This is a genomic window from Pseudomonas sp. NKUCC02_KPG (assembly GCF_019345465.1).
Lineage (GTDB): Bacteria > Pseudomonadota > Gammaproteobacteria > Pseudomonadales > Pseudomonadaceae > Aquipseudomonas.
On sequence record NZ_JAHKRC010000025.1, the window covers coordinates 18,013 to 39,355 of the forward strand.

General features: G+C 59.1%; 20 protein-coding genes. 12 read left to right on the forward strand and 8 right to left on the reverse strand.

From position 1 onward, the window contains the following. The first annotated feature begins 6 nt into the window (after positions 1 to 6). The gene (locus KO536_RS23675) at positions 7 to 1,056 is read left to right on the forward strand and encodes an AI-2E family transporter (protein ID WP_133078963.1); all 1,050 of its coding nucleotides are present in this window, start codon (positions 7 to 9) and stop codon (positions 1,054 to 1,056) included. Here KO536_RS23675 and KO536_RS23680 read toward each other — a convergent pair. The 3 genes from KO536_RS23680 to KO536_RS23690 form a co-directional block, all read right to left on the reverse strand. Then, on the reverse strand, positions 1,053 to 1,523 hold the full coding sequence (locus tag KO536_RS23680) for an RNA methyltransferase (RefSeq protein WP_133078964.1): 471 nt from the start codon (positions 1,521 to 1,523) through the stop codon (positions 1,053 to 1,055). The genes KO536_RS23675 and KO536_RS23680 overlap by 4 nt on opposite strands. Before the next feature lie 164 nt (positions 1,524 to 1,687). After that, on the reverse strand, positions 1,688 to 2,062 hold the full coding sequence (locus tag KO536_RS23685) for a YajD family HNH nuclease (protein ID WP_019828707.1): 375 nt from the start codon (positions 2,060 to 2,062) through the stop codon (positions 1,688 to 1,690). A 52-nt stretch (positions 2,063 to 2,114) separates the two neighbouring features. Next, positions 2,115 to 2,801 (reverse strand): spermidine synthase, encoded by a 687-nt coding sequence (locus KO536_RS23690; RefSeq protein ID WP_010656469.1) that lies wholly within the window; start codon positions 2,799 to 2,801, stop codon positions 2,115 to 2,117. A gap of 82 nt (positions 2,802 to 2,883) precedes the next feature. On the opposite strand from KO536_RS23690, the gene KO536_RS23695 reads away from it, so the two are divergent. Continuing rightward, on the forward strand, positions 2,884 to 3,177 hold the full coding sequence (locus KO536_RS23695) for a hypothetical protein (RefSeq protein ID WP_133078965.1): 294 nt from the start codon (positions 2,884 to 2,886) through the stop codon (positions 3,175 to 3,177). A 51-nt stretch (positions 3,178 to 3,228) separates the two neighbouring features. On the opposite strand, the gene KO536_RS23700 is transcribed toward KO536_RS23695, so the two are convergent. Beyond that, positions 3,229 to 5,277, reverse strand: coding sequence for a S9 family peptidase (locus KO536_RS23700; protein WP_219263219.1), 2,049 nt, complete (start codon positions 5,275 to 5,277; stop codon positions 3,229 to 3,231). Positions 5,278 to 5,377: 100 nt separating this feature from the next. Here KO536_RS23700 and KO536_RS23705 point away from each other — a divergent pair, with 100 nt between their 5' ends. The 6 genes from KO536_RS23705 (at position 5,378) to KO536_RS23730 (ending at position 9,747) form a co-directional block, all read left to right on the forward strand. Continuing rightward, complete coding sequence (locus KO536_RS23705; RefSeq protein WP_133078967.1) at positions 5,378 to 5,872, forward strand: MFS transporter; 495 nt, start codon at positions 5,378 to 5,380, stop codon at positions 5,870 to 5,872. A gap of 36 nt (positions 5,873 to 5,908) precedes the next feature. After that, positions 5,909 to 6,685 (forward strand): class II glutamine amidotransferase, encoded by a 777-nt coding sequence (locus KO536_RS23710; RefSeq protein ID WP_133078968.1) that lies wholly within the window; start codon positions 5,909 to 5,911, stop codon positions 6,683 to 6,685. Positions 6,686 to 6,697: 12 nt separating this feature from the next. Next, complete coding sequence (locus KO536_RS23715) at positions 6,698 to 7,231, forward strand: DUF2937 family protein (protein ID WP_133078969.1); 534 nt, start codon at positions 6,698 to 6,700, stop codon at positions 7,229 to 7,231. A gap of 145 nt (positions 7,232 to 7,376) precedes the next feature. After that, the gene (locus tag KO536_RS23720) at positions 7,377 to 8,129 is read left to right on the forward strand and encodes a 5-oxoprolinase subunit PxpA (protein WP_219263220.1); all 753 of its coding nucleotides are present in this window, start codon (positions 7,377 to 7,379) and stop codon (positions 8,127 to 8,129) included. Further along, positions 8,126 to 8,830: an allophanate hydrolase subunit 1 gene (locus KO536_RS23725; RefSeq protein ID WP_219263221.1), complete on the forward strand. Its 705-nt coding sequence runs from the start codon at positions 8,126 to 8,128 to the stop codon at positions 8,828 to 8,830. The genes KO536_RS23720 and KO536_RS23725 overlap by 4 nt, the downstream gene beginning before the upstream one ends. Beyond that, positions 8,827 to 9,747, forward strand: coding sequence for a biotin-dependent carboxyltransferase family protein (locus KO536_RS23730; RefSeq protein ID WP_133078972.1), 921 nt, complete (start codon positions 8,827 to 8,829; stop codon positions 9,745 to 9,747). The genes KO536_RS23725 and KO536_RS23730 overlap by 4 nt, the downstream gene beginning before the upstream one ends. A gap of 106 nt (positions 9,748 to 9,853) precedes the next feature. Here the strand turns inward: KO536_RS23730 and KO536_RS23735 are convergent, their stop codons facing one another. Both KO536_RS23735 and KO536_RS23740 read right to left on the reverse strand, forming a co-directional pair. Next, the gene (locus tag KO536_RS23735; protein ID WP_133078973.1) at positions 9,854 to 11,032 is read right to left on the reverse strand and encodes a VWA domain-containing protein; all 1,179 of its coding nucleotides are present in this window, start codon (positions 11,030 to 11,032) and stop codon (positions 9,854 to 9,856) included. 21 nt (positions 11,033 to 11,053) lie between these two features. Then, positions 11,054 to 11,899 (reverse strand): MoxR family ATPase, encoded by an 846-nt coding sequence (locus KO536_RS23740; protein ID WP_095021285.1) that lies wholly within the window; start codon positions 11,897 to 11,899, stop codon positions 11,054 to 11,056. Between the two features lie 205 nt (positions 11,900 to 12,104). Between KO536_RS23740 and cysK the strand changes: the two genes are divergently transcribed. Both cysK and KO536_RS23750 read left to right on the forward strand, forming a co-directional pair. Further along, positions 12,105 to 13,079 carry a cysteine synthase A gene (gene cysK, locus KO536_RS23745; protein WP_133078974.1) on the forward strand — a complete coding sequence of 325 codons (975 nt, stop codon included), beginning with the start codon at positions 12,105 to 12,107 and terminating at the stop codon, positions 13,077 to 13,079. Between the two features lie 224 nt (positions 13,080 to 13,303). Then, entirely contained in the window at positions 13,304 to 14,242 is a 939-nt protein-coding gene (locus KO536_RS23750; protein WP_133078975.1) for an aspartyl/asparaginyl beta-hydroxylase domain-containing protein, read from the forward strand. Positions 14,243 to 14,501: 259 nt separating this feature from the next. On the opposite strand, the gene KO536_RS23755 is transcribed toward KO536_RS23750, so the two are convergent. Beyond that, positions 14,502 to 15,020: a GNAT family N-acetyltransferase gene (locus KO536_RS23755; RefSeq protein ID WP_219263222.1), complete on the reverse strand. Its 519-nt coding sequence runs from the start codon at positions 15,018 to 15,020 to the stop codon at positions 14,502 to 14,504. A gap of 390 nt (positions 15,021 to 15,410) precedes the next feature. Here KO536_RS23755 and KO536_RS23760 point away from each other — a divergent pair, with 390 nt between their 5' ends. Then, a complete protein-coding gene (locus KO536_RS23760; RefSeq protein WP_219263223.1) occupies positions 15,411 to 16,274 on the forward strand; it encodes a DMT family transporter in 864 nt (287 codons plus the stop codon). 40 nt (positions 16,275 to 16,314) lie between these two features. On the opposite strand, the gene KO536_RS23765 is transcribed toward KO536_RS23760, so the two are convergent. Further along, positions 16,315 to 17,184, reverse strand: a complete 870-nt coding sequence (locus KO536_RS23765; protein WP_257623075.1) for a DMT family transporter — start codon at positions 17,182 to 17,184, stop codon at positions 16,315 to 16,317. Positions 17,185 to 17,350: 166 nt separating this feature from the next. On the opposite strand from KO536_RS23765, the gene hrpA reads away from it, so the two are divergent. Further along, complete coding sequence (hrpA, locus tag KO536_RS23770; RefSeq protein ID WP_219263224.1) at positions 17,351 to 21,262, forward strand: ATP-dependent RNA helicase HrpA; 3,912 nt, start codon at positions 17,351 to 17,353, stop codon at positions 21,260 to 21,262. Positions 21,263 to 21,343 lie beyond the last annotated feature (81 nt).

A 21,343-nucleotide genomic window follows, 5' to 3' on the forward strand; every position in this document is an offset into this window, starting at 1 on the left:
ACACACATGCTCAATAACGATCGCCTGCTGGTGCAGATTCTGCTCCTGGTGTTGTTCGGTGCCAGCCTGTGGGTGATGGCGCCATTCTGGTCGGCCTTGTTCTGGGGCGCGGTGCTGGCGTTTGCCAGCTGGCCCCTGATGCGCCTGCTGACACGTTTGCTCGGAGGGCGCGAGTCGCTGGCTGCGGGCATCCTGACCCTGGGCTGGATGTTGTTGGTGGCCGCGCCGCTGGTGTGGCTGGGGCTCAACCTGGCAGACCATGTGCGCGATGCCACAACCTTCGTCAAGGATGTTCAGCTCGAAGGCTTGCCCGACGCGCCGAGCTGGCTGGGCGGTATTCCCATCGTGGGCGAGCGCCTGGTCGGCATCTGGAACACCATTGACGAGCAGGGCGCTGCGCTGCTCCTGGCAGTCAAACCTTACCTGGGGCAGGTGGGCAACTGGTTCCTGGCCCGAAGTGCACAGATTGGCGGCGGCATTCTTGAGCTGACGTTGAGCATTGTCTTTGTGTTCTTTTTCTACCGTGACGGGCCGCGGCTGGCGAGCTTCGTCCATGGTCTGCTTGAACGACTGATTGGCGACCGTGCCGACTACTACCAGGAACTGGTGGCGGGTACCGTACAGCGTGTGGTCAATGGTGTGATTGGTACCGCCGCAGCCCAGGCGTTGCTGGCGCTGATCGGCTTCCTGATCGCGGGCGTCCCCGGCGCACTGGTGCTGGGGCTGGCAACGTTCCTGCTCAGCCTGATCCCGATGGGGCCGCCGCTGATCTGGGTTCCCGCCACAGCCTGGCTTGCCTGGAAAGGCGAGTACGGGATGGCGGTCTTCCTCGGTATCTGGGGCACCGTGATCATCAGTGGTGTCGACAACGTGCTCAAGCCTTACCTGATCAGTCGCGGCGGCAACCTGCCGCTGGTGATCGTACTGCTCGGTGTGTTTGGCGGGTTGATAGCCTTCGGCTTTATCGGCTTGTTTATCGGTCCGACCTTGCTTGCCATTGCCTACAGCCTGCTGGTGGACTGGAGCTCCAGCCAGCAGAACAAAGGCAAGGTCTAGCCGAACTTGGGTCCGGAACGGGTGTTGTTGCCCTTGGCCAGTCGGTCGTAAAGCACCACATTGACCGTGGCTGCGAGGTTCATGCAGCCAGTGGTCGGGATGTAAATCACGTCTTCGCACCATTCCAGCACGTCTTTGCCCAGTGAGCCGTCCTCGGGGCCGAAAATATAGATCGCCCGGTCCGGATGGGTGTATTCAGGCAAGGAACGTGCGCCCTCGACCATTTCTACCGCGACCGGAATGCAGCCCAGCGGGATGATCTTTTTCAGGTCGTCGATGCCGATCAGCGGGATGTCCTGATGGATTTTCTTGGTATCGGTGACAAAGTCGCGAGCACGTTCGTAACGCTTGCCGGTGTAAAACACCGAGGCAACGCTGTAGCAACCAGCCGCACGCATCACCGAGCCGACGTTTTCTGGCGATTTGGGGTTATACAAACCAATGCAGCTGTACCGTTTGTTTGCCACTTGCCCGAGCCCTTGCGAAAAAAAGACGCGAGTATACGGCATTGGTACAGGGGGGCTGCTATCTGTAGTCGCTGCCCCAGGCTGCGAAGGGATCTGTGGGGACTCCAAGAAAACGGGTTGCTCCGCAACCCTTCGCAGCCTGCGGCAGCGACTACAGCACAAGGCTATTCGTCTTTCTTCATCAAACCGGCCAGTGCGGCGAACGGGTTGTGGGTGGCCTTGGCAATTTTCGGGCTGCTGGTGGAGCCTTCCGCAAAGTACTGCTGGTCGGTGTAGCGCGAGTGCTCGTTGTCATGGCAGTACAGGCACAGCAACTCCCAGTTGGAGCCGTCTTGCGGGTTATTGTCGTGGTTGTGGTCGCGGTGGTGAACGGTCAGCTCGCTCAAGCGCTTGCCGGCAAATTCACGGGTGCAACGGCCGCACACGTGGGGGTACATTTTCAGGGCCTTGTCGCGATAGCCCATTTCACGGTCACGCTGGGCATCAGCCAGAATGCGGTCCAGCTTGGCGGTGTGGGAGGGTGGATTCACCGAACTCATGGGTTCACCTTGTAAGACAAATGACGGTTATGTCGTTAAGTTTAGCTGTTGATCAGCCTTTGATTTTTTCTGCAATCCAGATGGTGTGTCGGGTGCCCTTGTTGCCGTGGGCAAACACCTGGACTTCTTCAGCCTTGAAACCGGCTTTGCGCAGCTTGTCCGAAAACTGTTTGTCGGCACTGGCAGACCATACCGCCAGGACGCCTTTTGGGCGCAAGGCCTTGGCGCAAGCACTCAGGCCACCCGCCGAATACAGCCAGCTATTGGCTTTTTGAGTCAGGCCTTCGGGGCCGTTGTCGACGTCGAGCATGATCGCATCAAACCCGTTGGGCTCGGCTTGCAGCACCTTGGCCACGTCTTCCATGCGGATCACGGTACGCGGGTCTTGCAGGGGGTTGCCCGATTTTTCGCCCAACGGTCCGCGATTCCACTCCACTACGCCTGGCACGAGTTCGGCGACCACCACTTCGGCAGTCTTGCCCAAATGCTTGAGTGCCGAAGCCAAAGTGAACCCCATGCCCAGACCGCCGATCAGTACCCGCGACTGCGGGCGGCCAGCGACTTTGCGGCAAGGGATCTCGGCCAGCGCGTCTTCGGAGCCGTGCATGCGCGTGTTCATCAGTTGGCCGCCGTCGCCGCCCTGAATCTTGATCACGAAGTCTTCGCCATACTCGAACAGGCACAAGGCGCCGCCGTTTTCGGGGATCGGAGTGGTGTCGAGCAAAACAAAACGTTTCATGGAAATCTCATTGAGGGGGGCAAAAACCTCAGGTTACGAGTAGCCTGAGGGCAGACAAGCCGGTCTGGCAACGGAGTGATTGATGAAACGCACTATTCTAACGGCCATTGCAGGGAGCGCGCTCTTGATAAGTGCAGTCCAGGCAACGGAATTGACGACTGTCCCGAGTGCCCCCGTGACCGCCGCGCCGGGTTCACCGGGCACTGCCACGCCAACCCCGTACCCGCAAGTCACCCCGCGCGCCGTGCCCAAGCCGGTTGCCGGGAGTGGCAGCCTGATCCCGCTGCCCCCGATTGATCTGCCGCAACCGCCCAAAGACCAGCCGCTGCCGGGGCTTGAACTCAAGGACGGGAAGGGTAAGGCACTGCAAGACTGACCGCTGACAAAAGCCTGTAGCCGCTGACGAGCGAAGCGGCTACAGGTGTGCTCAGCTAATCCCGAGCACCTTGAACACAAATGCGTATTCCAGTGCCACGTCGCGCAAACCCTGATAGCGACCGCTCATCCCGCCGTGTCCTGCTTCAAGTTCGGTCTTGAGCACAAGCAGATTGTCATCAGTCTTGGTGGCGCGAAGCTTGGCCACCCACTTGGCCGCTTCCCAATACTGGACGCGGCTGTCGTTGTACCCGGCAATCACCAGCATCGCCGGATACGCTTGTGCCGTGATGTTTTCGTACGGTGCGTAGGCTTTGATCCGGTCGTATACCTCAGGCTCTTGCGGGTTGCCCCATTCGTCATACTCGGTGACGGTCAGCGGCAAGTCCGGGTCGAGCATGGTGTTGAGCACGTCCACAAATGGCACTTCGGCAATCGCCGCCTTGAACAGCTCGGGGCGTTGATTGAGCACTGCGCCAATCAGCAGGCCGCCCGCACTGCCACCACTGATGACCAACTGTTCGCTTCGGGTCAGGCCCTGATCGATCAGGTGTTCGGCACAGGCGATGAAGTCGCTGAACGTGTTGTGCTTGTGTTCCTGCTTGCCTGCGCGGTACCAGGCCTCACCCAGTTCGCCGCCCCCGCGCACGTGGGCAATGGCAAAGGCTACGCCGCGATCCAGCAGGCTCAGGCGGGCGTGGGAAAACCACGGGTCGAGACTCTCGCCGTAGGCGCCGTAGCCATACAGGTAGAGCGGCACAGGCTGGCCCACCACGTCGCGCTTGACCACCAGGCTGATCGGCACCTGGGTGCCGTCTGGAGCGGTGGCCCACAGGCGATGGCTTACATAATCATCGGCATTGAAGGGTCCCAGCACCGGTGTTTCCTTGAGTACGACTTGTTCGCCGGTATTGAGCGTCAGTTGCCGTACTTGCGCAGGGCGATTCAGCGCCTCATAGCGCAGGCGGATGTGTGCGCTATCAAATTCCAGGCTGTCCTGAACATACAAGCTGTAGGCGGCGTCCGGTAATTGCACGCGATACGACGGCAAACCGTTGGGGCGGACTTCGATGATCGGCAACCCACCTTCGCGCAGGCTCAGGCACAAGGCTTGGGCGTTCAGGCTCAAGCCTTCCAGCATTACGCTGTCGTGATGGGCGATCAGAAGCTGCCAGTCACAGCGTGTCGGCACCTCGCCAAAGGCGTAATACAGCGCAAAGTTGATCCCGTCCTGGTTGGTGCGGATAAACCACGCCCATTGCCCCTCGTGCAGGCCGTGATCGACGCTGTAGTCGTGCCCTTCAACCCGTGCCGCTAGGCAGCTAAAGGCCTGGTGCGGCTGATTGGCGTCCAGCACCCAGCTTTCACTGGTGGTTTTGCTGTTGAGCAGCAGAATCAGCTGGCGCTCGGAACTCGAACGATAGCAATGCAGGAAAAAGCGTCCGTCCGGCTCATGAAATACCTCGTGGGCGTCTGTCTCGCCCAAGGTATGACGCAATAGTTTGTGTGGGCGATGGGTGTCGTCCAGTTCGGCAAAAAACAACGTCTGGCTGTCATTGGTCCACGTCATGCTGCCATCACACTCTTCAAACGGCAGCTCGGTGACTGCGCCGGTGCTCAGCTCTTTGACAAACAGGCGATAGACCTCTTCGCCGCTGGTGTCCAGGCTATAGGCAAGGCGCTGGTGATCCGGGCTGATGCTGAAGGCGCCCAGAGAAATAAAGCCGCCCGCGGCCAAGGCGTTCGGGTCCAGCAGCAAGTGCTCTGCGTTTTCGTCGACCTGCTGGCTGTCATCGGCCGGGCGCGGGCAGCGGTAATGGCGAGCATACTCATCACCGGCGTTGGTGCGCGTGTAATACAGATACGGCCCCCAGGGCGAGGGCAGCGACAGATCGGTCTCGCGAATTCGGCCCTTGATCTCTTGAAACAGCGTCTCACGCAATTGGGCCTGGTCGGCCAGTTGCTCCTCCTGATAGCTGTTTTCGGCTTTCAGGTAGTCCAGAACCTCATCGCTATCGCGATTTTGTAACCACGAGTAGGGGTCTGAACCCTCGACTTTATGTGCGATAGGGGCGCTATTTGCGTAGGCTGATTCGGTCATTGAGTGTTCTCTGAAACCTGCATGAAAAGAAGTGGAGCTGACGGCGTTGCAGCCGCACTGTCTAAAAGCCGTTATCATAGCGTCTCATTGCCTGCCGACCATGGATACCATGACCGAGAACGACTATCTGATCGCATGGGGCCTTTACGCCTTTGCTGCTGCGGGCTGCCTGCTCGTATGGTGCCGAATGACCCGCTTCATGTGGCGCTGGTTGCGCGAGCCGCTGCGTGTGTTAATGGCTGTGTTGCTGTTTAGCCCGACCATCATTGACCCGGTCAAGGAGCAGTTTGCACCGGCAGTGGCGATCACCGCCCTGGACCTGGCCTTCAAAGTCGGCAACAACGTTTGGCGCGCCGTCTCTGACTTGCTGATGTACACCATTATCGCGTTTTGTGTGTACGCCGTATTTGCGTTGATCCGCTGGCCCATCGAGCGCGCCAGCAAGGCTCGCAAGGCACAGGCCGACGCGTCGGCACAAGCGGCTAAACACGATCCTGAAGACGACCAGCCTTTTGGCTCGGCTGGCAATGATCGTTATGTGCCACCTGGCGCGTCGCGTGCATCGGCCCCGTCCCGGGTCGAGCCGCGGTTGTAATCCTATTTCGTCGAGCCTGAATGCGAGTGTGCGAGCGTGTGTGAATTATTGGGCATGAGCGCCAACGTCCCGACCGATATTGTGTTCAGTTTCACCGGCCTGATGCAGCGTGGCGGGCGTACCGGCCCGCACCGTGATGGCTGGGGTATTGCCTTTTATGAGGGGCGTGGTCTGCGCCTGTTCCAGGACCCGGCCGCCAGTTGCGACTCCGAAGTCGCGTTGCTGGTTCAGCGTTACCCGATCAAGAGCGAAGTGGTCATCGGGCATATCCGACAGGCCAACGTGGGCAAGGTATGCCTGTCGAACACGCATCCGTTTGTCCGTGAACTGTGGGGGCGCAACTGGTGTTTTGCGCACAATGGCCAATTGGCCGATTTGTCGCCGAGCACCCGCTTTTACCGCCCCATTGGCGACACCGACAGCGAAGCGGCGTTTTGTGACTTGCTCAATCGGGTGCGCGAGAAATTCCCCGAGCCGGTTGACGTCGAAAGCATCCTGCCGGTGCTGGTAGAGGCCTGCGCCGAGTTTCGCAGCAAAGGCGTCTTCAACTGCCTGCTCAGCGACGGAGACTGGTTGTTCTGCTACTGCTCGACCAAACTGGCGCAAATTACCCGCCGCGCCCCGTTTGGTCCGGCGCGCCTGAAAGATGTCGACGTGATCGTCGATTTTCAGGCCGAAACAACGCCCAACGATGTGGTCACCGTGATCGCCACCGAGCCTTTGACCGAAAACGAAACCTGGACGCGCTATGAGCCGGGCCAATGGAGCCTGTGGCGACGCGGCGAATGCGTCAGCCAGGGCACAACCGAATAAGGATGGGCGGACATGTTCTTGAGCTACCTGCGGTTGGTGTTGTTTACCATTGGTTTGTTGATGGGTGTGCAAGTGCCAGGGTTCATCAATGATTATGCCAATCGCGTCGAAGCTCATCTGATCGAAGCCCAGACCGGGCTGGCGGGTTTCCAGAACACCGCCAACCAGTTTTTCAAGGGCGACCTGCAAGCGTTGGTGGCGCATTACCAGGCCAGCGACGACCCGGTGTTTCGCAGTGATGCCACAAGCCTGGGCACCTTGCTGAACCGTCAGCGCCTGCTCGATGATCAGTTCCAGGCCATGCAGGGCCCGTGGTACATGCGCGCCCTGCAAGTGGCCTATGCGGCCGACCCGGCCATCCGCGAAGAAACCCTGAACGCCTACACCTACCAGGTGTTGCTGTCGCCGGGGGCAATCGGCTGGGCGATGGCGGGGGCCTTGCTGTTCTCCTTCGTCATTGAAGGATTCTTGCGGCTGGTGGATTGGGTCGTGCTGGGCGGCAAGCGCCAGCGTGAACGCCTGGCCCGTCGCGAGCGCAGTTACTAAGCTCACCCTGTTCCAGGGGCAGAGCGTGTTAAGCAATCAAATTTTTCTTATGTCCGAGTCCGGCTTTTATTAGTTGGACGAACGGCGTGCACCTGTCGAAAAATGGCCCGCACTTAAACTATAAAAAGACCACAGGAGCATCATCGTGAGCCGCCTGTTATTGAATTGCGACATGGGTGAGAGTTTCGGCAGCTGGACCATGGGCCTGGATGCCGACGTCATGGCGTTTATCGATTGCGCCAACATCGCCTGCGGCTTCCACGCGGGAGACCCGGGCATCATGCGCAAAACCGTGGCACTGGCCGTGGCGCATGACGTGACAATCGGTGCCCATCCGGCGTATCAGGACCTGGCGGGCTTCGGTCGCCGCTCGATGGCCTACTCGGCGCAAGAGCTGCAAGACCTGCTGCATTATCAGATCGGTGCGCTGGACGGTATTTGCCGCGCCCAGGGCACACGGGTCAGCTACGTCAAGCCTCACGGCGCGATGTACAACGACATGATGGCCAATCCCGCGCAACTGCGGGCAGTGATCCAGGCCCTGGCCGCTTATGATTCAAGCCTGCCGCTGATGCTGATGGCCACACGTGACAACAGCGCTGCGCAGGCCATTGGTGATGAGTTCGGCGTGACCCTGTGGTTCGAAGCCTTTGCCGACCGCGCTTACGACAGTGCCGGGCGCCTGGTCTCCCGACAGTTGCCGGGTGCCGTGCATCACGAGGCGGATGTCATCGTGCAACAGGCCCTGACCATCGCAGCGGGCAAGGCGCTGATTGCCAGTGATGGCAGCGCCTTGCATCTGCACGCCAATACCCTGTGTGTGCATGGCGATAACGCCAGTTCAGTGGCTGCAGTGCAGCAGATTCGCGATGCCCTGAATCAGCAGGCGCAGGCATGAAGCCGCGTATCGAAGTGGTGGCTATCGATTGCCTGATGCTGCGTTTGTTCGATGAGATTGCCGAAACCAACATGCCCTGGATGCTGGCGCTCAGCGAGCGGCTGCGAGCCAGCTTTGCCGGGTACCTGATCGATCTGGTGCCGTCTTACACCACCATGATGGTGCATTACGATGGCTTGGCGCTGAGCCCGGCCCAGGCCCGTGAGTTGATTGCCCTGGCGCTGACTGACCTGCGCACTGAGACCCAAAACCTTGGGCAATGCCATGTTCTGCCGGTGTGGTACGACGTGAGCGTTGGCCCGGAGCTTACGTTGCTGGCCCAGCGCGCAAGTTGCCCGGTCAGTGAGGTTATTCGCCGTCACAGCGACCATGAGTATCAGGTGTTTGCCTTGGGGTTTGCCCCCGGTTTTGCCTTTATGGGGCTGGTGGAAGAAGCCCTGGCCGCACCGCGCCTGGCGACTCCGCGAAAACGCGTGGCCAGCGGAAGCGTCGGCATCGCCGAGCGCCAGACCGCTGCTTACCCGGCGCAATCACCCGGCGGCTGGAACCTTGTCGGGCGTACACCGAGCGCGCTGTTCGACCGTGAACGGGATGGCTACAGCCTGATGCAACCCGGCGATACGGTTCGGTTCGAACCTGTTTCCCGCGCCGAATTCATCCGTCTGGGTGGCGACGATACTCCTCAGGAGGCACTGGCATGAGCCGTTTATTGATTCAGGCCAGCACCCCATTGTGCCTGTTGCAAGACCGCGGGCGCTTTGGCGTGCGGCATCTGGGCGTGACCCAGGGCGGGGCAGCGGACTGGTTGTCGATGGCGTGGGCAAATTGGTTATTGGGTAATTCGCCGGATGCGGTTGTTATCGAAATCACCCTTGGCGGCTTGACCCTGGTTGCGCAAGACGATTGCACCCTGGCACTGGCGGGCGCTGACCTTGCTGGCGCAGTGGACGGGCAGGTACTCAAGCCTTGGCGCAGTTTTGCCCTGAAAAAAGGCCAGACCCTGACCCTTGCCCAGCCGCTGCTCGGTGCTCGGGCTTACCTGGCCGCTCCTGGGGGATTTGAGGCGCCCCAAGTATTGGGCAGTTGCGCCACCGTGGCCCGCGAACAACTGGGCGGGCCGGATGGTTTTGGACGCGGGCTGGCGGCAGGCGCTGAACTGAAGTATGCCGGGCATGGGCAGCCGTTGCGCGAACTGGCCCGTGAGCTGCAACCCGTGTTCAGCTCCAACCCCGCGCTGGACGTGGTATTAGGTGCACAAATCGGTGCCTTCAGCGGCCAAAGCACGTTCGATGCCTTCAACAGCCCTTGGACCCTGGACACCCGTGCCGATCGAATGGGCATCCGTTTACTGGGGCCGGCTCTGGTCTATCAGGGCGCACCGATGATTTCAGAAGGGATACCGTTGGGGGCGATTCAGGTACCGCCCGATGGTCAGCCGATCGTGCTGCTCAATGACCGTCAAACCATCGGTGGCTACCCGCGACTGGGGGCATTGACGCCATTGGCACTGGCGCGACTGGCCCAGTGCTTGCCAGGGGAGGGGGTGACTATGCGCCCGACCACGCAAGAGACTGCGCAGCGTCAGATGGTCGGGTTCATGCAGCGGTTCGTGCAGTAAATCTTGCAGGAGCGGGGTTGCTTGCGATTTCAGTCAACCCGGTGCATCAGGCATGTCGCGTTGATGCCATCGCGAGCAAGCCCGCTCCCACACGGTAAGCGCGGTACTACTTGGCCAAAAACCGCATCCCTTCTTCCAGCCCCTCAAGGTTCAGCGGGTACATGCGGTCTTCGATCAGATCGCGCACGATCCCGATGGACGCCGTGTAGTTCCAGGTGTCCTTGGGGTACGGGTTAATCCAGATGAGCTTTTTGTACTTCTCCATAAAGCGCTGCATCCACTTGTAACCCGGCTCTTCGTTCCAGTGTTCGACACTCCCCCCCGCATGGGTGATTTCATACGGCCCCATCGCCGCGTCGCCGATAAAAATCACTTTGTAATCGGCTCCGTACTTGTTCAGCAGGTCCTGGGTTGAAATGCGCTCAACCTGGCGGCGCTGGTTGTTCTTCCACACCGATTCATAGATGAAGTTGTGAAAGTAGTAGTACTCCAGATGCTTGAACTCGGTCTTGCAGGCCGAAAACAATTCCTCGCAGGTTTTCACATGGGAGTCCATCGAACCGCCGATGTCGAACAGCAACAGCAGCTTGATGTTATTGCGCCGTTCGGGACGCATCTGAATGTTCAGCAGGCCGGCATCGCGGGCGGTGTGATCGATGGTGCCGTCAATATCCAGCTCATCCGCCGCTCCCTGGCGGGCGAATTTGCGCAGGCGGCGTAATGCGACCTTGATATTGCGCGTACCCAGTTCGACCTGGTCGTCGAGATTTTTGTACTCGCGCTGCTCCCAGACCTTGGCAGCCTTGCCCTGGCGCGCGCCCGCATCGCCCACACGAATGCCTTCGGGGTGATAGCCACCCGAGCCGAACGGGCTGGTGCCGCCCGTGCCGATCCATTTGTTGCCACCGGCATGGCGCTCCTTTTGCTCCTCAAGACGTTGCTTGAATGCCTCGATCAGCTTGTCCAGACCGCCCAGGGACTGGAGTTGCGCACGATCCTCGTCGCTCAGGGAACGCTCGAATTCCTTGCGCAGCCAGTCTTCGGGAATCAGGGCCTCAAGGTGTTCGTTGAGGTTTTGCAAGCCATTGAAGTAGGCGCCAAAGGCTCGGTCGAACTTGTCGAAATGACGTTCGTCCTTCACCAGAATCGTGCGCGCCAGGTAATAAAATTCGTCCATGTCGGCGAAGGTCACGCGGTGTTTCAGGGCGTTGATCAGGTCCAGCAGTTCACGCACTGAAACCGGCACCTTGGCCGCACGCATTTCATTGAACAGATTAAGCAGCATGCTTATCGCCTTCTTGAAAAATCAGCGATTGGGGCGACGGCTCATAAACGCCAGGCGCTCAAGCAATTGCACGTCCTGCTCGTTTTTCACCAGCGCACCGGCCAGTGGCGGGATGGCCTTGGTCGGATCGCGTTCGCGCAATACCGCTTCGCCGATATTGTCGGCCATCAGTAGCTTGAGCCAATCCACCAGCTCGGAGGTCGAAGGTTTTTTCTTCAGGCCAGGCACTTTGCGCACGTCGAAAAAGACGTCAAGGGCTTCGCTGACCAGCTCTTTCTTGATGTTCGGGAAGTGAACATCAACGATTTTCTGCAGCGTGGTGCGGTCCGGGAAACTGATGTAGTGGAAGAAGCAGCGGCGCAGGAAGGCGTCCGGCAACTCTTTCTCGTTATTGGAGGTAATGATGATGATCGGGCGGACCTTGGCCTTGATCGTCTCATCGGTCTCGTAAACGTAGAACTCCATCTTGTCGAGTTCTTGCAACAGGTCGTTGGGGAACTCGATGTCGGCCTTGTCGATTTCGTCGATCAGCAGGATGACCCGTTCTTCAGCCTCGAAGGCTTCCCACAACTTGCCCTTTTTCAGGTAGTTGCGAACATCGTGCACCTTGTCGACACCCAGTTGCGAGTCACGCAGGCGGCTGACGGCGTCGTACTCGTACAGGCCCTGGTGGGCCTTGGTCGTGGACTTGATATGCCAGGTGATCAGCTTGCAGCCAAAGGACTCGGCCAGTTGCTCGGCCAGCATGGTCTTGCCGGTGCCGGGCTCGCCCTTGACCAGCAGCGGGCGCTCCAGGGTGATTGCTGCGTTGACCGCCAGCTTCAGGTCATCGGTGGCCACATAGGCGCGAGTGCCTTCGAACTTCATCTGTTATTCCTCAAACCATGACCCGGGCCCTGCATGGGGCAGGGCGGGGGAACTAAAAGTATGTCCGACTATAACGCGCCGCCCGCCGAACATGAACGCAGACGCACCATTCAGTCTCTGAATGAAGCGTCACGTCATGACTGGACGCATGTCGGCGTGAGGCCTACCCTTGGGATCTTCCCAAAAGGTGCACAAGGACCCCGCCATGAGCCGCATTTTTGCAGACAACGCCCAATCCATCGGCAACACGCCTTTAGTGCAGATCAACAGCATTGCACCCCGTGGCGTGACAATCCTGGCCAAGATCGAAGGCCGTAACCCCGGTTATTCGGTCAAATGCCGAATTGGCGCCAACATGATCTGGGATGCCGAAAGCCGCGGCGTGCTCAAGCCGGGCATGACCATCATCGAGCCTACGTCGGGGAACACGGGGATCGGCCTGGCGTTTGTCGCAGCAGCGCGCGGTTATAAATTGACGTTGACCATGCCGTCATCGATGAGCATCGAACGGCGCAAGGTGCTAAAGGCGCTGGGGGCCGAGCTGGTGTTGACCGAGCCGGCCAAGGGCATGAAGGGCGCTATCGACAAGGCCGCAGAAATCCAGGCCAGCGACCCGGCGCGGTACTTCATGCCGCAGCAGTTTGAAAATCCGGCCAACCCGGCGATTCATGAAAAAACCACGGGTCCGGAAATCTGGAACGACACCGATGGCGGCGTTGACGTGCTGGTTTCTGGCGTCGGTACCGGCGGTACGATTACCGGGGTTTCGCGCTATATCAAGCACACCCAGGGCAAGCCGATTTTGTCGGTGGCAGTTGAGCCCATCACTTCGCCGGTGATTACCCAGGCGCTGGCGGGGGAGGAAATCAAGCCATCACCGCACAAGATCCAGGGTATCGGCGCCGGTTTCGTACCGAAAAACCTTGATCTGTCGATTGTCGACAAGGTCGAGCTGGTCAGCGATGACGAATCCAAGGCCATGGCCCTGCGCTTGATGCAGGAAGAAGGCATCTTGTGCGGGATCTCCTGCGGGGCTGCGATGGCCGTGGCGGTGCGCCTGGCAGAAACCCCGGAAATGCAAGGCAAGACTATTGTCGTGATCCTTCCGGATTCGGGTGAGCGCTACCTGTCGAGCTTCCTGTTCAGCGACATGTTCAGTGAGCAGGAGCTGCACCAGTAAACACGGGCCTGTAGCCGCCGGCGCAGCCTGCGCCAGCGGCTACGGTTGTTGCTGACCCACGTCAAAGCGATTTGCTCCTCAACATGCATAATCATTACCCTTCGCGTAGTACATTGCTCCGAATATTGGTTTCGATGGGTTTTGTCCTACGTCGCTAGTGTTTATCATGGCCGGCTGCCACGTCGGGCTATTGGTGCCGCACGGTATTTTCGAGGAGTTGTTGCATGACCTTATCCTTCGCCATCAAGGCAGGGCTCATACTGCTGTTTGTCGGCAGCATCCTTTACGTGCATTTTCGCGGTAAGGCACGGCTGCCGGTGTTACGCCAGTTCGTCAATCACTCAGCGTTCTTTGCGCCCTACAACGCCCTGATGTACTTGTTCTCCGGCGTACCGTCCAAACCGTACCTGGACCGCAGCAAGTTCCCTGAGCTGGATGTCCTCAAGGACAACTGGCAAGCGATCCGCGAAGAAGCCATGCACCTGTTCGACGAGGGCTACATTCGCGCCGCAGAAAAAAACAACGACGCCGGCTTTGGCTCGTTTTTCAAAAAAGGCTGGAAGCGTTTTTACCTCAAGTGGTACGACAAGGCGTTGCCATCGGCCGAGTTGCTGTGCCCGAAAACCGTTGAGCTGGTCAACAGCATCCCCAATGTTAAAGGCGCGATGTTTGCCTTGCTGCCGGGCGGTAGCCACCTCAACCCGCACCGTGATCCGTTTGCCGGATCGCTGCGATATCACCTGGGGCTGTCGACCCCCAACTCCGATGCCTGCCGTATCTTCGTAGATGGTGAGGAATACGCGTGGCGTGATGGTGAAGACGTCATGTTCGACGAGACCTACGTGCATTGGGTCAAGAATGAGACCGACATGACTCGCGTCATCCTGTTTTGCGATATCGAACGCCCGCTTACCAGTCCCTTCATGACCCGTATCAACCGCTGGGTCAGCGCGCAACTGGGTAAAGCCACTGCGCCGCAGAACCTCGATGATGAGCGCGTAGGCGGCATCAACAAGGCGTACGCCTGGAGCAAAACCTTCAGCGATCGCTTCAGCGGCGTGGTCAAGCAATGGAAGCGCCGCAATCCCAAGTTGTATCGCATAGCCCGCCCGATATTGGCAGTGCTGGTGCTGGTACTGCTGTGGCGTTGGTTGTTTGGCTGATTTCACAACATAAAAGAACCGCTCATGAGTGAGCGGTTTTTTTGGATTATTAAAGCGGGCTGCCAGCTAAAACACCTGAAGGTTCATCTGCTTTGCTGCCATTGACTGCAACGCGTAAAAAACGCTGCTGAGTGGCTGAAGTGGCCGCACCTCGGGGTTTACTCTCACTGTGGGGCTTGGTCTTTGGTGAGGCGGGTGTTGGGGTCGTGACCGGCATATCGCCACCATTTTGGTTGTTTATTGTACAGCGCAAATGATGCTAGACCTTCTTCAGGTCTATAACAAGCCGTCCGAATGCATCAAATTTAAACCCCAGTTCCTGATAGACCTTCATGGCTTCCTGGGCCGGTTCTTGAATTTCCAGCCACCGACTTCCCACCTTTTGCGCATAGTGCTCCACGGCAAGCATTGCCACCGCAGCTACGCGATTTTTCAGCGGATGTCGGATGTCGGGGTTGCCTTCCAGTCGGATAATTTTGGTTCGCAACCGGCTCTGGTTGGGGTTGGCGAAACACAGTCCGCAGAGCTCTGAGCCGCACCAGATGGATAAGTCGAATGACCAGGGTTCCCTGGCCTTCCAGAGGGGTACTTCTTCCCATGAAAAGTGAACGCCATCCCCCCACCCATTGAATGCGTCAAGTGCCAGGGCATCGATGGGTCTGAACACTATGGCTTCACCGGACTGTGTTGGCAGTGCGTTGGCCAGTATTGAGCAAGCTGCTGTCCTGGCCTGTGATTTAAAAAGCTGGTGCTTGAGCCGGGTTCTGGGTTTTGGCATAGAGCTGTCTGAGCGAATGTGTAGCTCTTCGTTTTACTCGACTCTCGCGCATTCTTAATCAGTTGAGTCGTTGCATTTAATGTCGGGCGCTGGTTATAGTCGGCGCTCGATATCCTCTCTTCAAAAAGATCAGCCCATGCCGGTTTCCTTTCCACATAGCGTTGTCGTTTCAGCAGTCACTGCTGGCGTCGTGCCGTGTGCAAACCAGCAGCCTGCGCAGATCAGTCACTACCCACCTCCTGTCAGCCGCACTGTGGTGTACGTCGTCGTATCGCCACCGGGTGTTGTTGCGGGCTGAGCTGATCGCTCGGCTGCCCGTACCCGTCTAAAAAATCATTGAACTTCAGTTTCGGCTGAGTCGGCTTTTTTGCCTGATGACAGGTGTTATCCATGTTTTATATGACTAAAGAGTCCGCGCTGGCGGCTGCTTCCACGTGCCTGTTTGTACTGCTGTGGAGCAGCGGTGCGATTTTCTCCAAATGGGGGCTGGCTCACGCCTCGCCGTTTGCCTTTTTGTTGATCCGTTTTGCTATTGCCTTGATGGCTTTGGTGCTGATCATCCCGCTGATGAAGTTTCAGATGCCCCGTGGCGCCAGGGCGATCAGTTATGCGATGGCAACGGGTGTGGTGTTGCTGGCGGCGTATCAGATTTTTTATCTGTTGGCCCTGGACCTGAAAGTGACGCCCGGTGTCATGGCCACGGTGATGGGTGTGCAGCCGATTCTCACTGCCGTGATCATGGAGCGTAAACACTCCTTGAGCCGCTCCCTCGGGTTGCTGCTGGGGCTGGCCGGGCTGGTTCTGGTGGTGTACCAGAACATCGGTCTGGCGGGTTTGTCGTGGGCCGGGATGTTGTTTGCCCTGTTGGCCCTTGCCAGCATGACGGCAGGGACCTTGATGCAAAAACGCATCACCCGGAATCCTCTCGGCACACTGCCGTTGCAATACCTTGCAGGTCTGCTGGTGTGCGCGGTGTTTGTGCCGTTCCAGCCATTTCACTTCGAACACGGCGCGGGCTTTGTGGTGCCGGTGTTGTGGATGGGGCTGGTGGTTTCGGTGATGGCAACCTTGCTGCTGTACCGGATGATTGCCCGAGGCAACCTGGTCAACGTCACCAGCCTGTTCTATCTGGTGCCCGCCGTGACTGCGGTCATGGACTACCTGATTTTCGGCAACAAGCTGGCAGCGTTGAGTGTGCTCGGGATGGCCATGATTATCATCGGGTTGATGTTTGTGTTCCGTAAGACCACCTGAGGATACTGCTTGTGTAGCCGCTGCGGCAGCGGCTACAGATTCAGGTTTTGGCCAACGCTCCGGGCTTGAGCACCAGCCACAGCGCCACGGCGATCAGCAGCCCGCCATACAGGTGCGCCATTGACAGCGGCTCACCCAGAAACAGCGCGCCCCACAGCACGCCAAACGGCGGGATCATGAACGTTACGGTCATGGATTTGACCGGTCCAATGCTTGTCAGTAAGCGGAAGTACAGGATGTAGGCAAATGCCGTGCACACCAGCCCCAGTCCCAGCAACGATAACCACACACTCATTCCACCCCAGCTCACGGGTGGCTGATTAATCACACTCAGGCCAAACAGGGGCAACAGGAACAGGGTTGCCCCAAGCATGCTGCCCAGGGCCGAAAGCCGTGGGTCAAGACCGCCTTGCTGGTCCAGCCAGCGGCGGGCCAGAAAGCCGGCAAAGCCATAAAAGGTGGTGGCCAGCAGGCAGGCGAGGGCGCCCATCAGCAAGTCCAGATTGAAAGCAACCGGCCCGGCCCGGGTCAAGATCCCTACTCCGAGTAATCCCAGAAACACCCCGGCCATTTTGGTCAGGGTCAGTTTTTCGCTGAAAAACAGACCGCCAATCAACACGCCCATCAACGGGGTGGTGGCGTTGAAAATGGATGAGTAACCGGCAGGCAATACCTGGGCCGCCACCGAATACAGTGTGGCCGGAACGCCGGAGTTGATGACCCCCAGAATCAAAATGACCTTGAGCTTGCCGCCGAAATCCCAGCGCACGCGCATCAGCGCCAAGATCACCACCAGGCCCGTAGCGGCGATGGATACCCGAAAGAATGCAGTAGGAATGGTCCCAAGCACTGGTGCGATGATCCGCATAAATAGAAAGCTGGCCCCCCAAATGCCTGCTAACGACAGCATGCGCACCAAATCGACAAGTCTCACGGGATTTTCCTTAAAAGGTTTAAGCCGCGCAGTGTAGGTGATGCTACGGACAAGACAACGCGCTAATTCCTACAGATTCGTGCATGAGCGCCTAAATCTGCGACAATCCGCCCCCTGCATTTACGAAGATTTTGCGCACCTGATGACTGACGAATCGCCTGCTATCGACCAACTGTTGAAAAACCTTGATCAAGCCATGATCGCCGATCGCCACAAGCTGCGTCGGCAACTGCATGAGCTGCGCAAAAAGCCTGACGAGGCCAAGCTGGCCGTCTGGGCCGAGCGGGTCCAGGCATCCTGTGCGCAGGTGACAGCACGGGCGGCCAGTGTGCCGTTGATTCGCTATGACGAAAATCTGCCGATTGCCGCCAAACGCGATGAGATCAAGGCGGCGCTGCTCAAGCATCAGGTGTTGATTCTGGCGGGTGAGACCGGCTCGGGCAAAACCACCCAGTTGCCGAAAATCTGCCTTGAAATCGGCCGTGGACAACACGGTCTGATCGGCCACACTCAGCCGCGCCGGATCGCTGCGCGCAGCGTTGCCAGCCGGGTAGCCGAAGAGCTGGGCACGCCACTGGGCGCATTGGTCGGCTATCAGGTGCGGTTTGAAGATCAGAGCGATTCCAATACCCTGGTCAAGTTGATGACCGATGGCATCCTGCTGGCCGAAACCCAGCACGACCGCTATCTCGAGCGCTATGACACGATCATCGTCGATGAAGCTCACGAACGCAGTCTGAACATCGATTTCCTGCTGGGTTATCTGAAGATTCTGCTGCCGCGCCGTCCGGACCTGAAAGTCATCATCACGTCGGCGACCATCGATCTGGAGCGCTTCTCCAAGCACTTCAATGACGCGCCAATTGTCGAGGTGTCGGGCCGTACCTTCCCGGTCGAGACCTGGTATCGCCCGTTGACCTCCGAGCAGGACGAAGAGGGCAACAATGTCGAAGAAGACCTGAGTGTCGATCAGGCCATCATTGCCACGCTGGACGAAATTGCGGCCTTCGAGCGCAGTGAGCGCAAAAGCCCTGGCGACGTGCTGGTGTTTTTGCCCGGTGAACGCGAAATTCGCGATGCCGCCGACATGTTGCGCAAGGCGCAGCTCAAGCACACTGAAATTTTGCCGTTGTACGCGCGGCTGTCGCCTGCCGAACAGCAGCGGATTTTCCAGTCGCACCCGGGCCGTCGTGTGGTACTGGCGACCAACGTGGCGGAGACTTCGCTCACGGTTCCGGGCATTCGCTATGTGATCGACAGTGGTACGGCCCGTATCAGTCGTTACAGCTACCGGGCCAAGGTACAGCGTCTGCCGATCGAGGCGATTTCCCAGGCCAGCGCCAACCAGCGCAAGGGGCGTTGCGGCCGGGTCGAACCGGGTATCTGTGTGCGGCTGTATGCCGAAGAAGACTTTAACGGCCGCCCGGAGTTTACCGATCCCGAGATTTTGCGTACCAACCTTGCGGCAGTAATCCTGCAGATGCTGCACCTGCGTCTGGGCGAAATTACCGCATTTCCGTTTATTGAGCCGCCGGATGGCAAGGCGATCACCGACGGTTTCAACCTGCTGCAAGAGTTGTCGGCGGTTAACCGCGAGAATCAGCTCACGCCGCTGGGGCGCCAGCTGGCACGTTTGCCGGTGGACCCGCGCATGGGCCGTATGTTGCTCGAAGCCGCCAAGCTCGGCAGCTTGCAGGAAGTATTGATTGTCGCCAGTGCGATGTCGGTGCAAGACCCGCGTGAGCGACCGCCGGAGCGTCAACAAGCGGCGGATCAGGCCCACGCTCAATGGAAAGATGTCGACTCTGACTTCGCCGGTCTGATCAACGTATGGCGCGGCTTTGAAGAGCAGCGCCAGGCGTTGACGGCCAGCCCGTTGCGTAACTGGTGCCGCAAAAACTTCCTCAACTACCTGCGGTTGCGCGAGTGGCGTGATTCCCATCGGCAATTGAGCCTGATCTGTCGCGATATGCAGCTCACGGTCAATCAAGAGCCCGCCGACTACCCGAAGTTGCACAAGGCGGTGCTGTCCGGTTTGCTGAGCCAGATCGGTCAAAAAACCGAAGACGGCGATTACCTGGGCGCGCGTCAGCGCCGGTTCTGGATTCATCCCTCGTCGGGTCTGGGCAAAAAGCGCCCGCAGTGGTTGATGACCGCCGAACTGGTAGAGACCACCAAGCTGTATGCGCGCATGGTGGCCAAGATCGAGCCGGACTGGATCGAACCGCTGGCCGGGCATTTGATCAAAAAGAACTATTTCGAGCCCCATTGGGAGAAGAAGCGCGGGCAAGTGGTGGCTTACGAGCAAATCACCTTGTTCGGCCTGATCGTGGTCGGTCGCCGTGCCGTGCACTACGGGCCGATTGACCCGGTACTGTCCCGTGAGTTGTTTATCCGTGAAGGGCTGGTGCGTGGCGAGATTCAGTCCCGTGCCAAGTGCCTGACCGCCAATGCGCAGTTGCTGGAGCAGCTCGACGAGCTGGAAGCCAAGGCCCGGCGCCGGGACATCCTGGCCGACGAAGAAACCCTGTATGCGTTCTATGACGCCCGCCTGCCCGCCGAGATTCATCAGACCGCGACCTTTGACAGCTGGTACCGGGTCAACAACCAGAAAGACCCGCAGCTGTTGATCATGCGCGAAGAAGACGTGCAGGCCCGTGAAGCCACCGAAATCACCGCCCGGCATTACCCGGACACGCTGCACTTGGGTGATCTGACCCTTGAGCTGAGTTATCACTTTGAACCCAACCACCCCCGTGATGGTGTGACGGTCAAGGTGCCTGCGCCGTTGCTGCCGGTATTGCCGCCTGAGCGGCTGGAATGGCTGGTGCCCGGCATGATCGAAGCCAAGTGCATCGCTCTGGTGCGCAGTTTGCCCAAGGCGTTGCGCAAAAACTTTGTACCGGTGCCTGACTTCATCAAGGCGGCATTGGAGCGCATGGAGTTTGCCCAAGGTTCACTGCCACAGACCCTGGGCCGCGAACTGCTGCGCATGACCGGTGCACGGGTAAGTGACGAGGCGTGGGCAGAGGCCGCGCAGCAGGTCGAAAATCATCTGAAGATGAACATCGAGGTGGTCGACGCTGATGGCAAGTTCCTGGGTGAGGGACGTGATCTGGCCGAGTTGACGGCGCGTTTCGCCCAGGCCAGCCAGGCGGCACTGGCCGTACCGCAAACGGCGAAAAACCAGCAGCCGGTGGAGGCCAAGGTGTTCGCCCCGGTTGCCGAGAAGACCCAGCAAAAGATCGCGGGCCTGTCGATGACGGTTTACCCGGCGTTGGTGGAAGAGGGCAATACGGTCAAGGAGGGGCGTTTCTCGACTCCGGCCGAGGCTGAATACCAGCATCGCCGAGCCTTGCAGCGCTTGTTGATGCAACAACTGGCGGAGCCCGCGAAGTTCTTGCGCGGCAAGCTGCCGGGGCTGACCGAACTGGGCTTGTTGTACCGTGAGCTTGGCCGGGTCGAAAGTCTGGTCGAAGACATTCTGCTGGCAAGCCTCGACAGCTGCATCCTTGAAGGCGAAGCGGTATTGCCTCGTGATGGTGCCGGGCTGGCCTCACTGGCCGAGCGCAAGCGCGGAGCCTGGACCGAGCATGCCGAAAAGCTGGCCAGGCTGACGCTGGATATTCTCAAGCTCTGGCACGGTCTGCAAAAACGCTTCAAAGGTAAGATCGATCTGGCCCAGGCGGTTGCCCTGAATGACATCAAGCAGCAGTTGAGTCATCTGGTGTATCCAGGTTTTGTCCGCGAAACCCCGGCCATATGGCTCAAGGAGCTGCCGCGTTACCTCAAGGCGATAGAAATGCGTCTTGAGAAACTGCCGGGGCAGGTTCAAAAAGACCGGGTCTGGAGCGGTGAGCTGAGCGGGCTTTGGGCGCAGTATCAAGCGCGTGCCACCAAGCACGCCCAGGAAGGCAAGCGCGACCCGCAGCTTGAGTTGTACCGCTGGTGGCTGGAGGAATACCGCGTGTCGTTGTTCGGCCAGCAACTGGGTACCAAGGTGCCGATTTCGGACAAGCGCCTGGGCAAGCAATGGAGTGCGGTGGACGCTTGAACCCCTGTGACCTGTGGGAGCGGGGGGGGGGGGGCGGGCTTGCCGGGGCCGCCCCCCCCCCCCCGCGCTTGTCCCCCACAA

Coding starts and splice junctions, on each gene's coding strand:
- KO536_RS23675 (WP_133078963.1), top strand. CDS start 7: ATGCTCAATAACGATCGCCTGCTGGTGCAGATTCTGCTCCTGGTGTTG.
- KO536_RS23685 (WP_019828707.1), bottom strand. CDS start 2,062: ATGAGTTCGGTGAATCCACCCTCCCACACCGCCAAGCTGGACCGCATT.
- KO536_RS23690 (WP_010656469.1), bottom strand. CDS start 2,801: ATGAAACGTTTTGTTTTGCTCGACACCACTCCGATCCCCGAAAACGGC.
- KO536_RS23695 (WP_133078965.1), top strand. CDS start 2,884: ATGAAACGCACTATTCTAACGGCCATTGCAGGGAGCGCGCTCTTGATA.
- KO536_RS23700 (WP_219263219.1), bottom strand. CDS start 5,277: ATGACCGAATCAGCCTACGCAAATAGCGCCCCTATCGCACATAAAGTC.
- KO536_RS23705 (WP_133078967.1), top strand. CDS start 5,378: ATGGATACCATGACCGAGAACGACTATCTGATCGCATGGGGCCTTTAC.
- KO536_RS23715 (WP_133078969.1), top strand. CDS start 6,698: ATGTTCTTGAGCTACCTGCGGTTGGTGTTGTTTACCATTGGTTTGTTG.
- KO536_RS23725 (WP_219263221.1), top strand. CDS start 8,126: ATGAAGCCGCGTATCGAAGTGGTGGCTATCGATTGCCTGATGCTGCGT.
- KO536_RS23730 (WP_133078972.1), top strand. CDS start 8,827: ATGAGCCGTTTATTGATTCAGGCCAGCACCCCATTGTGCCTGTTGCAA.
- KO536_RS23735 (WP_133078973.1), bottom strand. CDS start 11,032: ATGCTGCTTAATCTGTTCAATGAAATGCGTGCGGCCAAGGTGCCGGTT.
- KO536_RS23740 (WP_095021285.1), bottom strand. CDS start 11,899: ATGAAGTTCGAAGGCACTCGCGCCTATGTGGCCACCGATGACCTGAAG.
- cysK (WP_133078974.1), top strand. CDS start 12,105: ATGAGCCGCATTTTTGCAGACAACGCCCAATCCATCGGCAACACGCCT.
- KO536_RS23750 (WP_133078975.1), top strand. CDS start 13,304: ATGACCTTATCCTTCGCCATCAAGGCAGGGCTCATACTGCTGTTTGTC.
- KO536_RS23755 (WP_219263222.1), bottom strand. CDS start 15,020: ATGCCAAAACCCAGAACCCGGCTCAAGCACCAGCTTTTTAAATCACAG.
- KO536_RS23760 (WP_219263223.1), top strand. CDS start 15,411: ATGTTTTATATGACTAAAGAGTCCGCGCTGGCGGCTGCTTCCACGTGC.
- KO536_RS23765 (WP_257623075.1), bottom strand. CDS start 17,184: ATGCTGTCGTTAGCAGGCATTTGGGGGGCCAGCTTTCTATTTATGCGG.
- hrpA (WP_219263224.1), top strand. CDS start 17,351: ATGACTGACGAATCGCCTGCTATCGACCAACTGTTGAAAAACCTTGAT.